Below are 15,789 nucleotides of genomic sequence, written 5' to 3' on the forward strand. Positions count from 1 at the left end.
AGTGGCCACATAGATAAGTGTTTCTCATCAAATTTGGGCAATCATCTAACCACTACGCTCCTTAGATTCTCCATATCCAGCAAAGTTGATGCGTAATCCCTCAAATCCTTAATTTCCAAATCTTCCAAACGCTCCCAAATTCCCTCAAAACCTCCAAAATTCAATTGAGGATCCACGCCTAAGAGGTGCATTAAAGAATTCACACTCCCGGCCCTCTCCAGAATTTCAAGCTTTGCAATCTTTTTTGCAGTTTCAAGATCCTCGGGCGATATGCGCAGATTTTCAAGAAATTTCGCGAATTTTTCTACAATTCTCCCATAATCCCTATCGTTGGCCCCAATGTAGAGGAAAAATCCTCCACTTCCATACCACTCACAGCGAGATTCAACCATATACGCATCCCTGTGAAAGGCATGCCAGAATTTGGATGTTGGATAGTTTCCAAGAATGAACGAAAGCAAGAATGCCCTTAGATCATACACTTCAAATGGGAAGGCAAAAACCATCTCGGCATTTTCTATTCCTCTTTCAAGTACAATCTCCCTATCCAGATAATTTATACTCCTCCTCACTGGAATTTCCCCTCCCCGAGGTATATCAATCTCCACATCAAGGGGTGAGGAAATCAGAAGCACCGCATTTGAGGAGGAATAATATTTGGCATGCCATTCTTTCAGCTCCTCAATTCCCAATCCCTCCAAACTCTCCACGGTTCCCATACTCTTTCTGAAATCCCATTGAAAAATCAGATTTTTTGCCCACTGGTATGCAAGCTCCCAGGGTGTGAAATCGCTTTCCTTAACAATAGCAGGCATTATCTTGCTTTTCTTCTCCTCTCTCACCTTATCCTCCGGAAAGGATGGCTTGAAGACAATGGATAGTAGGAGATCCAAAATTTCTTCCGCATTCTCAGAGAGGGAGTTGAAAAAGAATATGGTCCTGTCCGGCAAGGTCTCCCCATTCAGCATTACCCCGAACCTTCCACTTTCATTATCCGGTTCTGGATGCATTTCATTTCCTAGAAATATAGCATGCTCAAGGAAATGAGATAGGCCTTCCATACCCGGCGGCTCATGGCTCCAGCCCACATTTACACTGAGCAATGCCTTGAAGATTCCGGTGCGGGTGGTTTTGATGTGATAAATTTTCATACACCCTATGATGAACGGGCTCATAAAAATCTTTTTATCCTCGAGCACAATCTTCGAGTATGTATCCCGATGTTCAGGGCCTGAAGCCGGAGAAGAGGTACAAGATCACCCGTGTTGGAGTAAAGAACGTTGTAAAACCCATATTCGTTAGGAGAGATGATCAAACAATAACCCTGGTCACAACAATTGACATATTCGTGGATTTACCTCCTTCTAAAAAGGGCTCAGATATGTCCAGAAACATAGAGGTTATTTCAGAAATCGTGGAGGAGAGCATTGCAAAGCCATGCACCGGCATAGAGAACCTGGCCAGCAGGATGGTGAAGAAGGTAAAAGAGAAGCATGAGTACTCCACATACGCCGAGGTGAATCTGCAGGCAGAGTATTTCCTTGAAAGGCACACTCCCCTCGGAAGGAAGACAATTGAGAGATACAGACTCATTGGAAGGGCAACAATGGATGATGAAGGAATTAAAAAAATGATTGGGGTGGAAGTTGTAGGTATGACCGCATGCCCATGCGCTATGGAAACAGTGCGTGCAATTTTAAAGGAGAAATATGGAGAAAATATCCCACAGAATATTCCCGTTCCCACTCATAATCAGAGGAACATCGCCACGGTTATGCTGGAAGTTCCGGAGGGGTATGAGATTGAGGCAAACGATCTCATAGACATCATAGAAGGCTCAATGTCCTCACCCACCTACGAAATTCTAAAGAGAAGAGATGAGGGGGAGGTTGTGATAAAAGCCCATGAGAACCCCCGGTTCGTGGAGGATGTGGTTCGTGAAATTCTCCACAGAATTCTCAAAAGATATAGAGAACTGCCGGATGAGACCATGATAATAGTTAGAAGCGAAAGTGAGGAGAGCATACACAAACACAATGCCTTCGCAGAACGCATAACCACGTTAGGGGAGTTGAGAGAATGATTGGGATCATCGGGGGCAGCGGGCTATACGGGGGAATTAGTGGGCTGGAAGGAAAAAAGGTGGAGGTTAACACTCCCTACGGGGATGTGAAGGTTATACTCGGAGAAAACTTCGTGTTTGTGTCCCGCCATGGAAATCCCCCAAAACCACCGCACAGGGTGAACTACCATGCAAACATAATGGCATTCAAAAAATTGAATGTGGAGAAAATTCTCGCAATAAGTTCCGTGGGATCCCTAAGAGATGATATTCCACCCGGGACCCTGATGCTACCAGATGACCTCCTGGATTTCACAGGCAGGGTTTGGACCTACCACAATGATAGCCCCGTGCACATTAATATGTACGAGCCATTTTGCCCGGAGTTGAGGAATGAAGTTTCAAAAATAGAAGGTGTGAAGATAGGAGGTACATACGCCACAATGAAGGGCCCTCAGTTTGAAACTAGAGCCGAGGAAAGAATGCTCAAGATTTTGGGTGCGGATGTGGTTGGTATGACCGTGGCTCCGGAGTCAAAACTTGCCAAGGAATTGGAAATATGCTACCAGCCTCTCTGCATTGTTGTTAATTACGTGGGAGGCGAAACCTCCCATGAGGGAACTTTAAAAAGTATGGCCATCTACGAAGCGAAAATAGAAAACATTCTCGAAAGAATTTTAAAATAACCTTTGCACAGTTACGAAAAAAATATTAATAATAATTATCATACACCCGTGGGTGCTACATATGAAAAAAGCGCTGGTAGTATTAATAATGATAGGGATTTTATTGCTAAGCAGTGTTTCAGTGATGGCCAGTGTGACGCAGGCCCAGTCCACACATCAGAAACTCTTCAAACCCATAGATGAGCCACTTGCGTTGCAGTGGCATTATCTCAATCCTCAGGATGCCAAGAGGATGATCGAGAGAGCAAAGCAGATAGAAAACTTCGAAAGCATACAGGTGGTTGATGGACATTTTACCGGGTTCAAACCCTCAACACCAAGAGCGATAGATTCTGCAATTGGAAAAATGCAGGTAGTCACCGCGGTGGCTGCTCCAAGAAGTTTGCCAACCCATGTTGATCTATCCAAAGATCCAAGATTTCCCGCTGTGGGTAATCAGGGTCAGCAGGGTTCCTGTGCAGCATGGGCTGTCACATACTACAATGAAGGCTGGCTTCAGGCATACGTGCATAACTGGACCGATGCCCATACGGGTTACAACAAGCATCATCTAATGAGCCCGGCATGGACCTACAACAAGGTCAATGGTGGAACCGATCAGGGTTCGGGCTTTGTAACAAATATGCTCGTTCTTTGGAAACTTGGTGGTGCATCCATGTACACCATGCCCTACAACGACCACGATTATACCTCCTGGGGAGACGAAGCGGCATGGAGGGAAGCCCCCCAGTACAGAATCGCCGATGGTTATATGATAGATGTTGAAAATGTCACAAACACCTCCGCAGGAACACAGACACCACCCACTCCCCAGCAGGTTGAAAATCTCACAAATACAATAAAGACCCTTATCTCAGAGGGTTATCCTGTGAATTTTGCAATTGATGCTGATGAATACACCAACATTTTCAACAACGGAGGGAATTTCATAATTTCCTACAGTGAATACGATGCCAACGGCACTCCAAACCATGCCCAGACAATAGTGGGTTATAACGATTCAATAACAGACAATGGAGATAAAGGGGCATTCAAGGTTGTGAACTCCTGGGGCACCGGTTGGGGCGCAAGTGGGTATTACTGGATAACCTACAAGGCACTGTACAAAATACTTATGATGGGTCAGGGCTGGCCAGACTTGTACTTCATGGTTCCAAGGCATCACTATGAGCCAAAATTGCTGGCCGTATGGACCCTTGATCCAAACCACAGAGGTACGAGGATAACTCCCATAGATCTTGGAATTGGATCACCTTCCCATCCCATACAGATAGAGAATTCCGTGTTTGGAAACATAACCTCCTACAACGGAGGAGACCTGCCGTTCCCCACATTTCTGGCTGTGGATCTTACCGATTTCATGGGAAATGTGAGTATGAATTCCACCAACGAGTTCTTCCTCTACGCACACAGGTGGAGCAAGGAGATGGTCATAACATCGTTCCACATAGAATATTACAAGAACGTGTATATCCCGGGTGAGCCCTACGAAGTTTCTCCCAACTCCCCGGATGTACCTGCAACCCAGAGCAGTAGCCAAGCTGCAATAGTGAGGGCGTATCTCAGACCAATTCAATCCTTCCATGCGATAAAAATAAACTCAAATGCAGATTTCACTCCAGCAAATGGGGTTATTGGTGGAAATGGAACACAGAGTAATCCCTACGTGATAGCATGGTGGGATATAAACGCGAATGGCTCAAAATATGCCATATATATCGGAAATACAACGGCCTACTTCGTCATAGCCCATAGCTACATACACAACGCATCCAGTGCTGGCATATATCTGTACAACACAACAAACGGGTATATTATGGAGAATAAACTGTACGATAATTACTATGGCATAAAGTTCACCGAATCCTACGAAAATACCCTTGCATCAAACCAGTTTATGAACAACACCCATCCGATGTACATATCCTACTCCTCAAATCCACAGTACTACAAACAGACCATTTATCCAAATAACACGGTTATGGGCAAACCTATGTACTACATTACAGGTAAGGATATCACCTTAAAGAACCTGGATGTTGGATACATTGGAATCTATCAGTCAACAAACATAACCCTCACAAACATAACCCTGAATGGAACAGACGAAATATTCATAGAGGATTCCTCCCACGTAAGTCTCCTGCACAGCCTCATAAAAAATGCCAGATGGGGTGTTTCCATAAGGTACTCCAAGGATGTGACCATATTTGCAAATTATTTCAACTACAACGAGTATGGTGTTCAGGCCTACAAGACAAGCTACAGCACCATAAACAACAACACATTCACAGGAAACTACTACGGAGTCAAACTGGTTTACTCTCACAACATAACTGTGTATCACAACAACTTTGTATCAAATATGCACCAGGCCTACGATAACCAGAACAATACCTGGTCCCTTGCGCCACCCATTGGTGGTAACTTCTGGAGCGATTATAACGGAACAGATGCAGATCATAATGGATTCGGAGATACTCCTTACACAATTCCCGGAGGAAGTGCCAAGGATTACTATCCGCTTATGAAAGCCTGGGATAACGTACCTCCAAAGGTCACAATCAGTAATCCTCCCAATGGTAAGATCTTTGGAACATCATCGGTAACCGTATACTGGAACGGCACAGATAACATAGGAATAGCGTATTATGAGGTTAGAATTGACAGCAGCCAGTGGGTCAAGGTCTCAAATACTACAACCCATTACACGTTCCAGAATCTACAGGATGGGAAGCACACGGCCTATGTTGTGGCCTATGATTTCTCAGATAACAATGCAACAGCAGAGGTGACCTTTGATGTTGATACCACTCCTCCAACGATCACCATAGTATCTCCCGCACAGAATTCATACGTGAATACGAGCAACGTTATAGTGAAATGGACCTACAAGGATCAGAATCAGGTAGGATTCATGGTGGCCGTTGATAACAACCTGCCCCAGTCCGTGGGAAGTGCAACCCAGTTCACAGCCAATGGACTCAGGGACGGCTCTCACAAGGTAACTGTTATAGGAATAGATGCTGCAGGAAATAAGAATACCGCGGTGGTAAGTTTCACAATAGACACAATCAAGCCCACAGTGATGTGGAACATGAGCATTTCAAATGGTGCCTGGATAAATCAAAAATCCCTTACACTAAGGTGGATAGCCAGCGATAATGTGGCGGTTAACTACACGGAGATCCTCGTTGACAATGGCAACTGGATAAATGTGGGAAATGTTATGTCCTACACCCTTACAAACCTGACGGATGGTTCCCACACCGTGTTGCTTAGAGTTTACGATATGGCTGGAAATTACAACGAAACATCATTCAGTTTCAATATAGATACGATCGCACCAAATGTTACAATAATAAGCCCTGAGAGCAATGCAATTACAAACGAAAGCACCGTGAACGTACAGTGGAAGGGTTCTGACAATATCGGAATCGCATATTACGAGATAAAAGTGGATAACGGCCAGTGGAAGAAGGTTGGCAACGTAACCTCATACACACTTAATCTGCAGGATGGACAGCACACAATATACATCAAAGCCGTGGACAAGGCGGGCAACTACAAGGTTACCGAGGTAAAGGTCACGGTGGATACCCAACCTCCAACCGTTCAGATAACAACCCCATCAGCCAACTCCAACATAACTGCAAAGTACGTGGTAGTTTCGTGGAGTGGAAGCGACAACATAGGAATCGCCTATTATGAAGTGAAGATTGACAATGGCACATGGACAAAGGTTGGACTCAACACGAGTTACAATTTCACCTCCCTTAAAGAGGGGTCCCACACTGTTTACGTGAAGGCCGTGGATAAGGCAGGCAACAGTCAGACCACTTCAGTAACGTTCAACGTCAAGCCAGCTTCCTCGGGATTAAACTTCGGTGGACCAACAGGAGTTATCATTGGAATATCCATACTGATCATAATCATAATAATAGTGATCATAGCAATCGCAGTAACGAAGAGCAAGGCAAAATCAAAGAGAGAGCCAGCGACAAAAGAGGATAGAGAAGAAATTGAAGAAAAAACAGAAGAGAACGAAGAAGAGGTAACGGAGGAATAAACTCTCTCCACTTTTTTTCTAAAACTTTATTACCTTTTTTGTAATTTCCCTTCTTGCTGGGGCCGTGGGGTAGCTTGGCATCCTTCCGGCTTCGGGTGTGAAGGGGCACCAAGGTTCCCCTTTCAAAACCCCTCCTCCGGAAGAGCCGGAGACTCGAGTTCAAATCTCGGCGGCCCCACTGAACCAACATTTTTTTATAAAATACACATTCTACCCACAACTATGATAATCCTCCCCAACGGATCTGCAACGAACAAGCCAGTGGTACAGGGATGCAAACTCTGCGAAGAAGGAGCAAAGATGGTTCTTTTCGTGACAGGCATATGCCATGCTGGCTGCTTCTACTGCCCATTGAGCACGGGAAAAATGAACAGAGATGTTATATTCGCTGACGAGATGCCAGTGCACAGCGACGAGGATGTTCTTTTAGAAGCACGCCTTATTGATGCAAAAGGCACAGGAATCACCGGCGGGGATCCCATGGAAGTGGTGGATCGCGTGGTGCATTGCATTCATCTCCTCAAGGAGAATTTCGGCAAGGAGCATCACATACATCTCTACACGGCCTCGGGGAGCAAAGAAAAGATAGAGAAACTGGCATTCGCAGGTCTGGATGAGATTCGCTTTCATCCCCCACCGCAATTATGGGACAGGTTGCAAGGTTCAATTTATGAAAAGCGTATTGATTGGGCTATAAACACAGGTATAGATGTGGGCATTGAAGTTCCCGTGCTTCCTGACATGCGCGAAGCTTTGATATCCCTTGTTAAATTTGCCAACGATAAAGGAATCTTCGTGAATCTCAACGAACTTGAGTTTTCAGAGACTAATTATCTCGAACTCAATGCCCGGGGCTATGTACCAAAAAACGATGTATCCTCAGCCGTAAAGGGGAGTGAGGAACTCGCCTATGAAATCGTGAGGATGGACTGGGACATCGTGGTGCATTACTGCTCCTCTTCATTCAAGGATGGTGTGCAGATGCGCCGCCGCCTGATGCGTAGAGCAAGAAACATAAAGAGAGATTATGAAGAATTAACAGAGGATGCCACACTTATTCTCGGCATAATTGAAGGTGAAAATCTAGAAGAGATTTACCGCTTCCTTCGGGAGAATTTTGAAGTGCCGGAAAATCTAATGGAGATCAATCAGAAAAGAAATAGATTGGAAATCTCGCCATACATCCTTGAGGAAATTGCTCCCGATATTCCCTGGGATGCCTACGAGGTGGAGGAGTATCCCACATGGGATCGCCTGCAGGTAGAAAAAATAAAGCTGAATTGAGAAAGCCTTATAATCCATAACCCCTATTTTCCCCCGTGAATGCCTACATAAGATTGATGCGCCCGATCAACTGCGTCATGGCCTCCGTGGCAATAATAATGGTGGCCATAATACTGAAGGGTACCGGATTTATTAATTACTGGCGAGAAATCGGGCTAGGCATGCTGGTGCTTTTCTTTTCAGTAGCCGGAGGGAATGCCTTGAACGATTACTATGACAGGGAGGTTGACCTGATCAACCATCCTGAGAGGCCAATACCATCCGGTAGAATATCACCAAAGAATGCACTTTATTTCGGAACTTTTATGTTTGCCCTCGCCCTGGTTTTTTCTGCCCTTATCAATCTCTGGACCCTGTTGATAGCAATTCTGGCCGAGATTTCCATGTATCTCTACGAATCCAAACTCAAGAACCAGGGGTTGAGCGGGAACGTGACAATAAGCATTCTGGTTGGACTCATATTCGTATTTGGAGGGGCTATTTTCAGGGACGTTGTGAGAATCACCATATTCGCACTGATGGCATTTTCCTCCAATCTCGGAAGAGAGATAGTGAAGGATGTTGAGGATATGGAGGGAGACATAAACAGATACACGCTTCCAAAAAAGGTTGGCAGAAGAACAGCCTCTTTCATGGCTCTTGTATTCTTCGTCCTTGCAGTACTTCTCAGCCCTCTGCCATACATCTGTCTAGGCATGAGTTTGTATTACCTCATCACCGTGCTTATATCAGACGCAATTTTCATATATGCAGCAATCATACAATTCAGGGACCCTCATAAAGGGCAGAAAAATGCCAAACTGGCAATGATAGTTGGACTGATTGCATACATGCTTGGAGGTTTGACGTAGGTGAGAAGATGAATGTGCTTGATTACATAATGAACAGAATAGGCGAAAAGATGCATATGACCCTTATAGACCCGGCAGAGCAGAGCCCGGATGAGGCGGCAAGAATTGCCCACGAGGCCTACGAAGGGGGTACAGACGCAATAATGATAGGAGGATCAACACACATAAAACCCGAGGACGTGGACAAAACAGTAATAAGAATAAAGGAAAAGGTGCCTCTACCTGTGATCCTCTTCCCAGGGGGGGCGCACATGATATCCAGGTACGCCGACGCAATATACTTTATGAGCCTTCTGAATTCCACAAGCATAGAATTCCTGGTAAGGCAACAGGTACTTGGAGCACCAATAATAAAGAAACTTGGCATAGAACCAATTCCCATGGGATACATAATCGTGGAGCCAGGAATGACCGTTGGAAAGGTGGGAAAGGCAGAACTGATAAAAAGAGATCGCCCAGAGGATGCTGCAGCATACGCCCTCGCCGCCCAGTACTTCGGCATGAAACTCGTTTACCTGGAGGCGGGGAGTGGTGCTCCGGAACCAGTTCCTCCTTCCATGATAAGGGCTGTAAAGGAGACCATAGACATACCCCTCATAGTTGGGGGAGGAATAAGAAAAGAGGAGGATGCGAGAAAAATAGTCAGTGCTGGTGCTGACATAATAGTCACGGGCACCCTGGTTGAAGAGGTTGAAGATATAAAGGGGGCCATATCCAGAATAGTCAGGGCTATTAAACTCTGATTCTTCCCATAATTTTTTTGGTCTTCTTCACGGTGCCTGAGGTGGCATAGGTAACGAAGCCATTCTTCCATAGTAGGCGTAGGATTTCGTCCTTGTACCAGTGCCTGCACCTGAGAATCGCAAAATTCTCATCGTAATACACAATTTTTGCCTTTTCATCTATTTTCCTTATATCGTTTATGAACCTTCTGAGCCTCGCATCATTTCTGAGCAGGATGTACCTTCTTCTCCCAACCCTATCCTTCACAACCACGGCCCAAGTAGGAAAAGGATTTATATAATTTCTTCCCTTCTCTCGCTGGGCGGGGGTTCTCGAGCTTGGCCAAAGGGGCCGGACTTAAGATCCGGTGGCGCAGGCCTTCGTGGGTTCAAATCCCACCCCCCGCATTATTATGCGCTGCAAGATATGTGGAGGAGATGCGGAAGTTTATGCATTCGGCATGCCCCTGTGTCGTGAGGATTTCAACCGCCTTTTTGAGAGGAGAGTAGAGAAGGTTATGAAAAGATACAACACAGGGGGAAAGATCGCACTGGCACTGAGTGGCGGAAAGGATAGTATGGTTCTGCTGCACTATTTTGCCAAGAAGGATTATGATTTTTTCGGATACTTCATAAATCTTGGCATAGGTGAGTATTCGCAGAGAATGGAGAAAATCGTGCGAGATGCTGCAAAAATGTATGGCGTGGACCTAATAATTACAAATTTGCAGGAGGAATACGGGTTTGGGATCTCAGATATTCGTCGCAAGCCCTGCTCCGCCTGCGGCACGGTGAAGAGGTACCTCATGAATCGGGTGCCCCGGGAGAATGGAGCAAGCGTCGTGGCCACGGGCCATAATATGGACGATTTTCTTGATTTCTTCTTCAAGAACACCCTCTCGAAAAATTATATGTGGAATAGGAATATGGTACCCTATCTTCCAGCGGAGCATCCCAAACTTCTGCCCAAAATCAGGCCCCTTTACCTCTTGGGAGATAGGGAAATTGAAATTTATGCAAGAATGAACGATGTCCCTTACTCTCCAGAGAAGTGCCCGCTGGCAAAGTTCTCAGGCTGGAAGGATATTTTCTACGATATAGAAACGAGGAAGAAGAATTTCAGGTATCAGATGATCCTCAGTGTGTGGCGTATGGCAGAATTTTTCCCCAAGGAGGAAAGAGAACTGCAGGAGTGCAGTGTTTGTGGCGAGCCCAGCAGCGGAGAGGTGTGTGCCTTCTGCAAGTTGCGTGCAAGATATGGCAAGGATTATAAGATTTAAATGCATCATACCATTATGCTTGGAGACTACATTGAGCTGTTTGGAGATGTGCTAATATTCAAGGGATTGTCCCTAGATGAAGTGGCTGAAAAAATGAAGGAGGAGAGAAAAAAAATTCTTCTGTTTGAGGATGTGAACGGCTACGATGCCGTGGCAAATCTCTGGAGTGAGAGGTGGAGATTTGAAGTAATCTTCAATATAGAACTCATACCACTAATGCTTGAAAGCATCGCGAACCCGAAGAATTATGAAATTGGGGATTTTGATATGCAAAGTGAGGATTTCTCGCTTTTGGACTTTCCATTCCCAAAATATTACCCTGGGGATGGTGGAAGGTACATAACCTCTGCCATAGTTTTTTCTGAACATAACGGCAAGAGAAACGCCTCGTTCCACAGGATGATGATTCTTGATGAAAAGCGCGTAGCCATAAGGCTTGTGGAGAGAGACCTTTACAGGATGCATAGGGATGCCGTGGAGCATGGGGAGGAATTGAAAATTGCCGTGAGCATAGGAAACGAACCGAATGTGCTTTTAGCGGCAGCCACATCCGTGGACTACGATAAAGATGAGATGGAGATAGCATCCGCCATAAAGAGCATCGCAACGGGAAAGAGAGAGAAGATGATGCGGTTGCCTGGAGGCATACTTGTACCCCACAACTCCGAGATCGTGCTTGAAGGCAGAATAACAGATGAATATGTGAACGAGGGGCCATTCGTGGATATCACTGGCACCTACGACATGGTGCGCAAGCAGCCTGTGGTGGTGTTTGATAAATTCTACCACCGTGGCGCTCCAATCTTCCATCTCCTTTTATCAGGGGGGTACGAGCATTATAACCTCATGGGCATACCCCGCGAGCCCACAATATACAGGGAAATAAAGAATTCAGGTGTAGATGTTTTAGATGTTTACCTCACACCCGGAGGGTGCTCATGGCTTCATGCGGTTGTGAAAATAAGGAAGAGGTGCGAGGAGGATGGAAAAAGAGCCATAGAAGCTGCTTTTAAAGGGCACAGAAGTTTAAAGCACGTGGTGATTGTAGACGAGGACATAGATATAAGAAATCCTGAGGATGTTGAATTTGCCATAGCCACCAGGTTTCAGGGGGATAAGGATTTGCTCATATTCGAGAATGTGCGCGGAAGCTCTCTGGATCCCAGTGCATATGGAAAGAATCATATGACCACGAAAATTGGTGTGGATGCTACGATGCCTATAAACGGCAGGGAGAAGTTCATAAGAGTTTGAGGAAAACTTATATATGGCATATCTTTTATACCCAACTCAATAGGGTGATAAAGATGAAGATGTCACACGGTCCAAGGGCAAGGTCGCGCAAAAAGTTGAGGAAGAAAGTTAGAGAGAGAGGTATGGCTCCAATTCGCAGGTACCTTGCTAAATTTGAGATAGGAGAAAAGGCAGCCATAGTTATAGATCCCTCTGTGCATCATGGTTTTCCCCATCACAGGTTCCACGGTTATACGGGAGAGATTGTAGGCCTCCAGGGCCGTGCCTACAAGGTTAGGATAAGAGATGGAGGCAAGTACAAGACGCTTATCGTGCATCCCGTGCATCTCAGGAAGGTGAAGTAATGGTAAAATACCTCACCCTTTCTGAGGTGAAGAAACTACTTACTGAAGAAAACGAGAAGAGGGATTTAAATTCTCTTCAAAAATCTGCTCTGGCACATGCAGAAACTTTTGCAAAGTTGAGCCCAGAGGATGCCCGAAAACTTGTGGAAGAACTCATGCAATTGGATTTTGTTGACGAAAAGCATGCTGTCAAAATAGCGGATATACTGCCCATTCATCCAGATCAGGTAAGGGTCCTTTACACAAAGGAGAAAATTGTTCTTCCTCCAGAGGATGTGAAGAAGATTCTGGATATTGTGGCCCGATACAGATAAGGGGGGTTTGATTTGGAAGATTATGCATACATTCTGGATTATTTACCACAGGGTAGGCCCGAGGAAAAGAGCTTCAAGCGCACTCCTCTGGCCATAGCAGTGGGTGAGAGTGAATTCAAATTATTCGAACTCATTCCCAAGCCAAACGTTTCAATAATAATTGGGGAGAGAGTCTATATAGGTAAGGATATGACGAAGAGGGAAAAGATAGAGCATGTGAAAAGACGCATTGCCTATACCGAGTTGACCCACGCGGCAGAGAGCGAACTGCCATACGTGCTTGAGGAAATTGTGAAAAACAGAGAGCAAGATTTCATCAAATTTTTCAACGAGGCACATCCCATAACAACACGCCTGCATATGCTCGAACTCCTCCCGGGATTGGGCAAGAAAACGATGTGGGCCATATTGGAAGAGAGAAAGAAGGGTCCATTCAAGGATTTTGAGGATCTGCGCAATCGCGTTAAATTAACTCATCATCCTGTGAAGCTCATAGTGAATCGCATAATCTACGAGTTGCAGCACAGGCACGAGAAGTACAAGATCTTCGTGGCCAGATGATTACAACCCAATAAGGTATCCATGGGCGATTCTATTCTCCATTCCTTTGGGAACATCTTCATCGTTTCTTGCTTCAAACATTAAATTTATTATTTTCCTGGGCTTGAGGCAAAGAGATCATACATTTAAAACACTAAAAAATGTTTTTACCGCTTCTTTTTAATACCCCAAACCCATAACGATTAAAATGCCCCGCTACAGTCAGAATTTCCTCATAAACGGAAGGATTGCGGATTTCATTGTGGAACATGCAAACCTCACACCTCAAGATATAGTGCTTGAAATAGGCCCAGGCAGGGGCATTCTCACTGAGCGTTTGCTCAAAAAGAGCAGGGTTGTTGCAGTTGAAATAGATCCAGAACTCTACGATGCACTGAATCTTATATTTTCAGATGAGATAAAATCTGGAAAATTGCAGATTATCCTAGGAGATGCTCTAAAGGTCAACTTCCCTGCATTCACAAAGGTCATAGCCAACATTCCTTACCACATCTCCTCACCTCTAATATTCAAAATATTAGAATACGAATTTGAAGAGGGAATAATAATGGTGCAGAAAGAGTTTGCAGAGCGTCTTGTTGCCAGGAAGGGAAGTAAAAAGTACGGCAGGCTGAGCGTCATGATGTACTACCACGGAAGTGCAGAGATTCTGAAGGTGGTGAAAAGGGGCAATTTCAGGCCAGTGCCCAAGGTTGATTCGGCAGTGGTGCGCATAAAAAAGGAGAACAGGTTCTGTGCAGATCCACAAATTCTGGACTGTGTAGTTAAAAAAATATTCAGCCAGAGAAGAAAAAAGATAAAGAATATTCTGGGAGACGTGCCCTATGGAGAGATGCGAGCAGAGGAACTAAGCCCGGAGGAAATATGCGAGGTGGCAAATTATGCGCATAGGTTTTGTGATTAATCCCATAGCGGGAATGGGTGGCAGGGTTGCCCTCAAGGGTACGGATGGAGTGGTTGAGGAAGCAATCAGAAGAGGGGCAAAAAAAATCGCGCCAATGAAAGCGGAATTATTTCTAAAAAATCTAAAAAGCAATCCAGAGTTTCTGGCTCCATCGAGGGAGATGGGCGAGTTTGCATTGAAAACACACAAATTCGTGTACAGGGTGATTTACAAAGCCCCAGAAAAAACCAGCGCCAAAGATACAAAAAATACCGTCAGAATTTTTCTTGAGCAAAAAGTGGATCTTATAGTTTTCGTGGGAGGAGATGGCACAGCGAGGGATGTTGCAAGCGTTGTGGATAAAAAAGTTCCAATAATTGGAGTTCCCTCAGGAGTTAAGATGTACTCTTCAGTATTCGCAGTATCACCTCGGGATGCAGCGAGATTGGTTGATCTATTTGAAGAGGGCATGACCAAATTGAAAGATGCAGAAATTCTTGACATTGATGAGCATGCGTACAGAAACAATGTTCTATCCATAAGATTATTCGGATACGCCAAGGTACCCTATGTACCGGAACTTGTGCAGAACAGCAAAAGTGAGTACTACGGAGAAGAGGAGGACGAGGACAAAAAAAGCATAGCAGAATTCATCATAGAGAATATGGAAAAAGATACCCTCTACCTGCTGGGTGCCGGCACTACTGTGGCAAAAATTGCAGAGGTTATGGGACTTAAGAAAACCATTCTGGGCGTGGACGCGCTCTACAATGGGAAGATTATAGCTATGGATCTTGGCGAAATGGAGATCCTCAAACTTCTGGATAAATATCCCAAGGCAAAAATTATAATCACTCCAATTGGCTCCCAGGGATTCATCTTCGGAAGGGGAAACCAGCAGTTCAGCGAGAGAGTCCTTGAAAGAATAGGAAAGGAGAACATAATTACCATAGCCACCCCTACGAAAATGAAGGACCTGAAGAAACTCAGGATGGATCTGGAAAACAAGTCAAAATTCACAGGCTACTACAAAGTTCTTGTGGGCTATGGAAAATATAAATTGGTAAAGGTGGAATGATTATCCAGTACCTCGAATCTTCTGCCTGCTTATTTTTATTCCTCCAGGGGTAATCATAAGGTAGTTCTTGCCAATGCCTGCAACGTCTCCGCCAACATCCTTGGCAATGCTCTTCAGCTCGCTTATTATGCGGCGTAGAGTTAGATCATCGTTGGCTATGGAAGCATAATCCAGAATAAGGATATCCCCATTATAAACAAAATCAGACAGATGCCTCAAATCCTCGTACCTGTAAATCTCAGCCACCCTGACCATTGGACCGGTAGTGGATATATCGATCCCAGTATCGTACTCATTCAAATCAATATACTTTCTCGGCTCTGGAGCCCCGAATCCCTCTGGTTTTAACTTCCTCTTTAGAAAACTCGGCATTTTAAACCACCTCTATATTGGGGTAAGAA

16 protein-coding genes and 2 tRNA genes are annotated in these 15,789 nt (G+C 44.9%); 15 read left to right on the top strand and 3 right to left on the bottom strand.

Annotated features, from left to right (window positions below):
• Nucleotides 1-41: 41 nt before the first annotated feature.
• A complete protein-coding gene (locus tag ACIM339_RS01370; RefSeq protein WP_048103949.1) occupies nucleotides 42-1,151 on the bottom strand; it encodes a pitrilysin family protein in 1,110 nt (369 codons plus the stop codon).
• Between the two features lie 59 nt (nucleotides 1,152-1,210).
• Here ACIM339_RS01370 and mptA point away from each other — a divergent pair, with 59 nt between their 5' ends.
• The 7 genes from mptA (at nucleotide 1,211) to ACIM339_RS01405 (ending at nucleotide 9,695) form a co-directional block, all read left to right on the top strand.
• Nucleotides 1,211-2,083 (top strand): GTP cyclohydrolase MptA, encoded by an 873-nt coding sequence (mptA, locus tag ACIM339_RS01375; RefSeq protein ID WP_015282811.1) that lies wholly within the window; start codon nucleotides 1,211-1,213, stop codon nucleotides 2,081-2,083.
• On the top strand, nucleotides 2,080-2,748 hold the full coding sequence (locus tag ACIM339_RS01380; RefSeq protein WP_015282812.1) for an MTAP family purine nucleoside phosphorylase: 669 nt from the start codon (nucleotides 2,080-2,082) through the stop codon (nucleotides 2,746-2,748). The genes mptA and ACIM339_RS01380 overlap by 4 nt, the downstream gene beginning before the upstream one ends.
• Nucleotides 2,749-2,809: 61 nt before the next feature.
• Nucleotides 2,810-6,817, top strand: coding sequence for an Ig-like domain-containing protein (locus ACIM339_RS01385; RefSeq protein WP_015282813.1), 4,008 nt, complete (start codon nucleotides 2,810-2,812; stop codon nucleotides 6,815-6,817).
• A gap of 58 nt (nucleotides 6,818-6,875) precedes the next feature.
• Nucleotides 6,876-6,995: transfer RNA gene (locus ACIM339_RS01390), tRNA-Pro, on the top strand.
• Between the two features lie 44 nt (nucleotides 6,996-7,039).
• Nucleotides 7,040-8,101, top strand: a complete 1,062-nt coding sequence (locus ACIM339_RS01395; RefSeq protein WP_015282814.1) for a radical SAM protein — start codon at nucleotides 7,040-7,042, stop codon at nucleotides 8,099-8,101.
• A gap of 35 nt (nucleotides 8,102-8,136) precedes the next feature.
• Nucleotides 8,137-8,952: a UbiA family prenyltransferase gene (locus tag ACIM339_RS01400; protein ID WP_015282815.1), complete on the top strand. Its 816-nt coding sequence runs from the start codon at nucleotides 8,137-8,139 to the stop codon at nucleotides 8,950-8,952.
• An 8-nt stretch (nucleotides 8,953-8,960) separates the two neighbouring features.
• Nucleotides 8,961-9,695 carry a geranylgeranylglyceryl/heptaprenylglyceryl phosphate synthase gene (locus ACIM339_RS01405; RefSeq protein ID WP_015282816.1) on the top strand — a complete coding sequence of 245 codons (735 nt, stop codon included), beginning with the start codon at nucleotides 8,961-8,963 and terminating at the stop codon, nucleotides 9,693-9,695.
• Here ACIM339_RS01405 and ACIM339_RS01410 read toward each other — a convergent pair.
• Complete coding sequence (locus ACIM339_RS01410) at nucleotides 9,685-9,948, bottom strand: hypothetical protein (protein ID WP_015282817.1); 264 nt, start codon at nucleotides 9,946-9,948, stop codon at nucleotides 9,685-9,687. The two genes, ACIM339_RS01405 and ACIM339_RS01410, sit on opposite strands and share 11 nt — an antisense overlap.
• Nucleotides 9,949-9,997: 49 nt before the next feature.
• Here ACIM339_RS01410 and ACIM339_RS01415 point away from each other — a divergent pair.
• From ACIM339_RS01415 to ACIM339_RS01450, 8 genes are all read left to right on the top strand, one after another.
• Nucleotides 9,998-10,082, top strand: a tRNA-Leu gene (locus tag ACIM339_RS01415).
• Between the two features lie 5 nt (nucleotides 10,083-10,087).
• Complete coding sequence (locus ACIM339_RS01420; RefSeq protein ID WP_015282818.1) at nucleotides 10,088-10,954, top strand: ATP-binding protein; 867 nt, start codon at nucleotides 10,088-10,090, stop codon at nucleotides 10,952-10,954.
• A gap of 15 nt (nucleotides 10,955-10,969) precedes the next feature.
• A complete protein-coding gene (locus tag ACIM339_RS01425; protein WP_015282819.1) occupies nucleotides 10,970-12,208 on the top strand; it encodes a UbiD family decarboxylase in 1,239 nt (412 codons plus the stop codon).
• A gap of 53 nt (nucleotides 12,209-12,261) precedes the next feature.
• Nucleotides 12,262-12,552, top strand: a complete 291-nt coding sequence (locus ACIM339_RS01430) for a 50S ribosomal protein L21e (RefSeq protein ID WP_015282820.1) — start codon at nucleotides 12,262-12,264, stop codon at nucleotides 12,550-12,552.
• Entirely contained in the window at nucleotides 12,552-12,866 is a 315-nt protein-coding gene (locus ACIM339_RS01435) for an RNA polymerase Rpb4 family protein (protein ID WP_015282821.1), read from the top strand. Before ACIM339_RS01430 ends, ACIM339_RS01435 begins: the two co-directional genes overlap by 1 nt.
• 12 nt (nucleotides 12,867-12,878) lie before the next feature.
• Complete coding sequence (locus ACIM339_RS01440; RefSeq protein WP_015282822.1) at nucleotides 12,879-13,427, top strand: DUF655 domain-containing protein; 549 nt, start codon at nucleotides 12,879-12,881, stop codon at nucleotides 13,425-13,427.
• Between the two features lie 187 nt (nucleotides 13,428-13,614).
• Nucleotides 13,615-14,331 carry a 16S rRNA (adenine(1518)-N(6)/adenine(1519)-N(6))-dimethyltransferase RsmA gene (gene rsmA, locus ACIM339_RS01445; RefSeq protein WP_015282823.1) on the top strand — a complete coding sequence of 239 codons (717 nt, stop codon included), beginning with the start codon at nucleotides 13,615-13,617 and terminating at the stop codon, nucleotides 14,329-14,331.
• Nucleotides 14,309-15,388 (top strand): ATP-NAD kinase family protein, encoded by a 1,080-nt coding sequence (locus ACIM339_RS01450; protein ID WP_015282824.1) that lies wholly within the window; start codon nucleotides 14,309-14,311, stop codon nucleotides 15,386-15,388. The genes rsmA and ACIM339_RS01450 overlap by 23 nt, the downstream gene beginning before the upstream one ends.
• On the opposite strand, the gene sepF is transcribed toward ACIM339_RS01450, so the two are convergent.
• Nucleotides 15,389-15,760 carry a cell division protein SepF gene (gene sepF, locus ACIM339_RS01455; RefSeq protein ID WP_015282825.1) on the bottom strand — a complete coding sequence of 124 codons (372 nt, stop codon included), beginning with the start codon at nucleotides 15,758-15,760 and terminating at the stop codon, nucleotides 15,389-15,391.
• Nucleotides 15,761-15,789 lie beyond the last annotated feature (29 nt).

The organism is Aciduliprofundum sp. MAR08-339, from assembly GCF_000327505.1.
In the GTDB taxonomy this organism is placed as follows: Archaea; Thermoplasmatota; Thermoplasmata; order Thermoplasmatales; family Aciduliprofundaceae; genus Aciduliprofundum.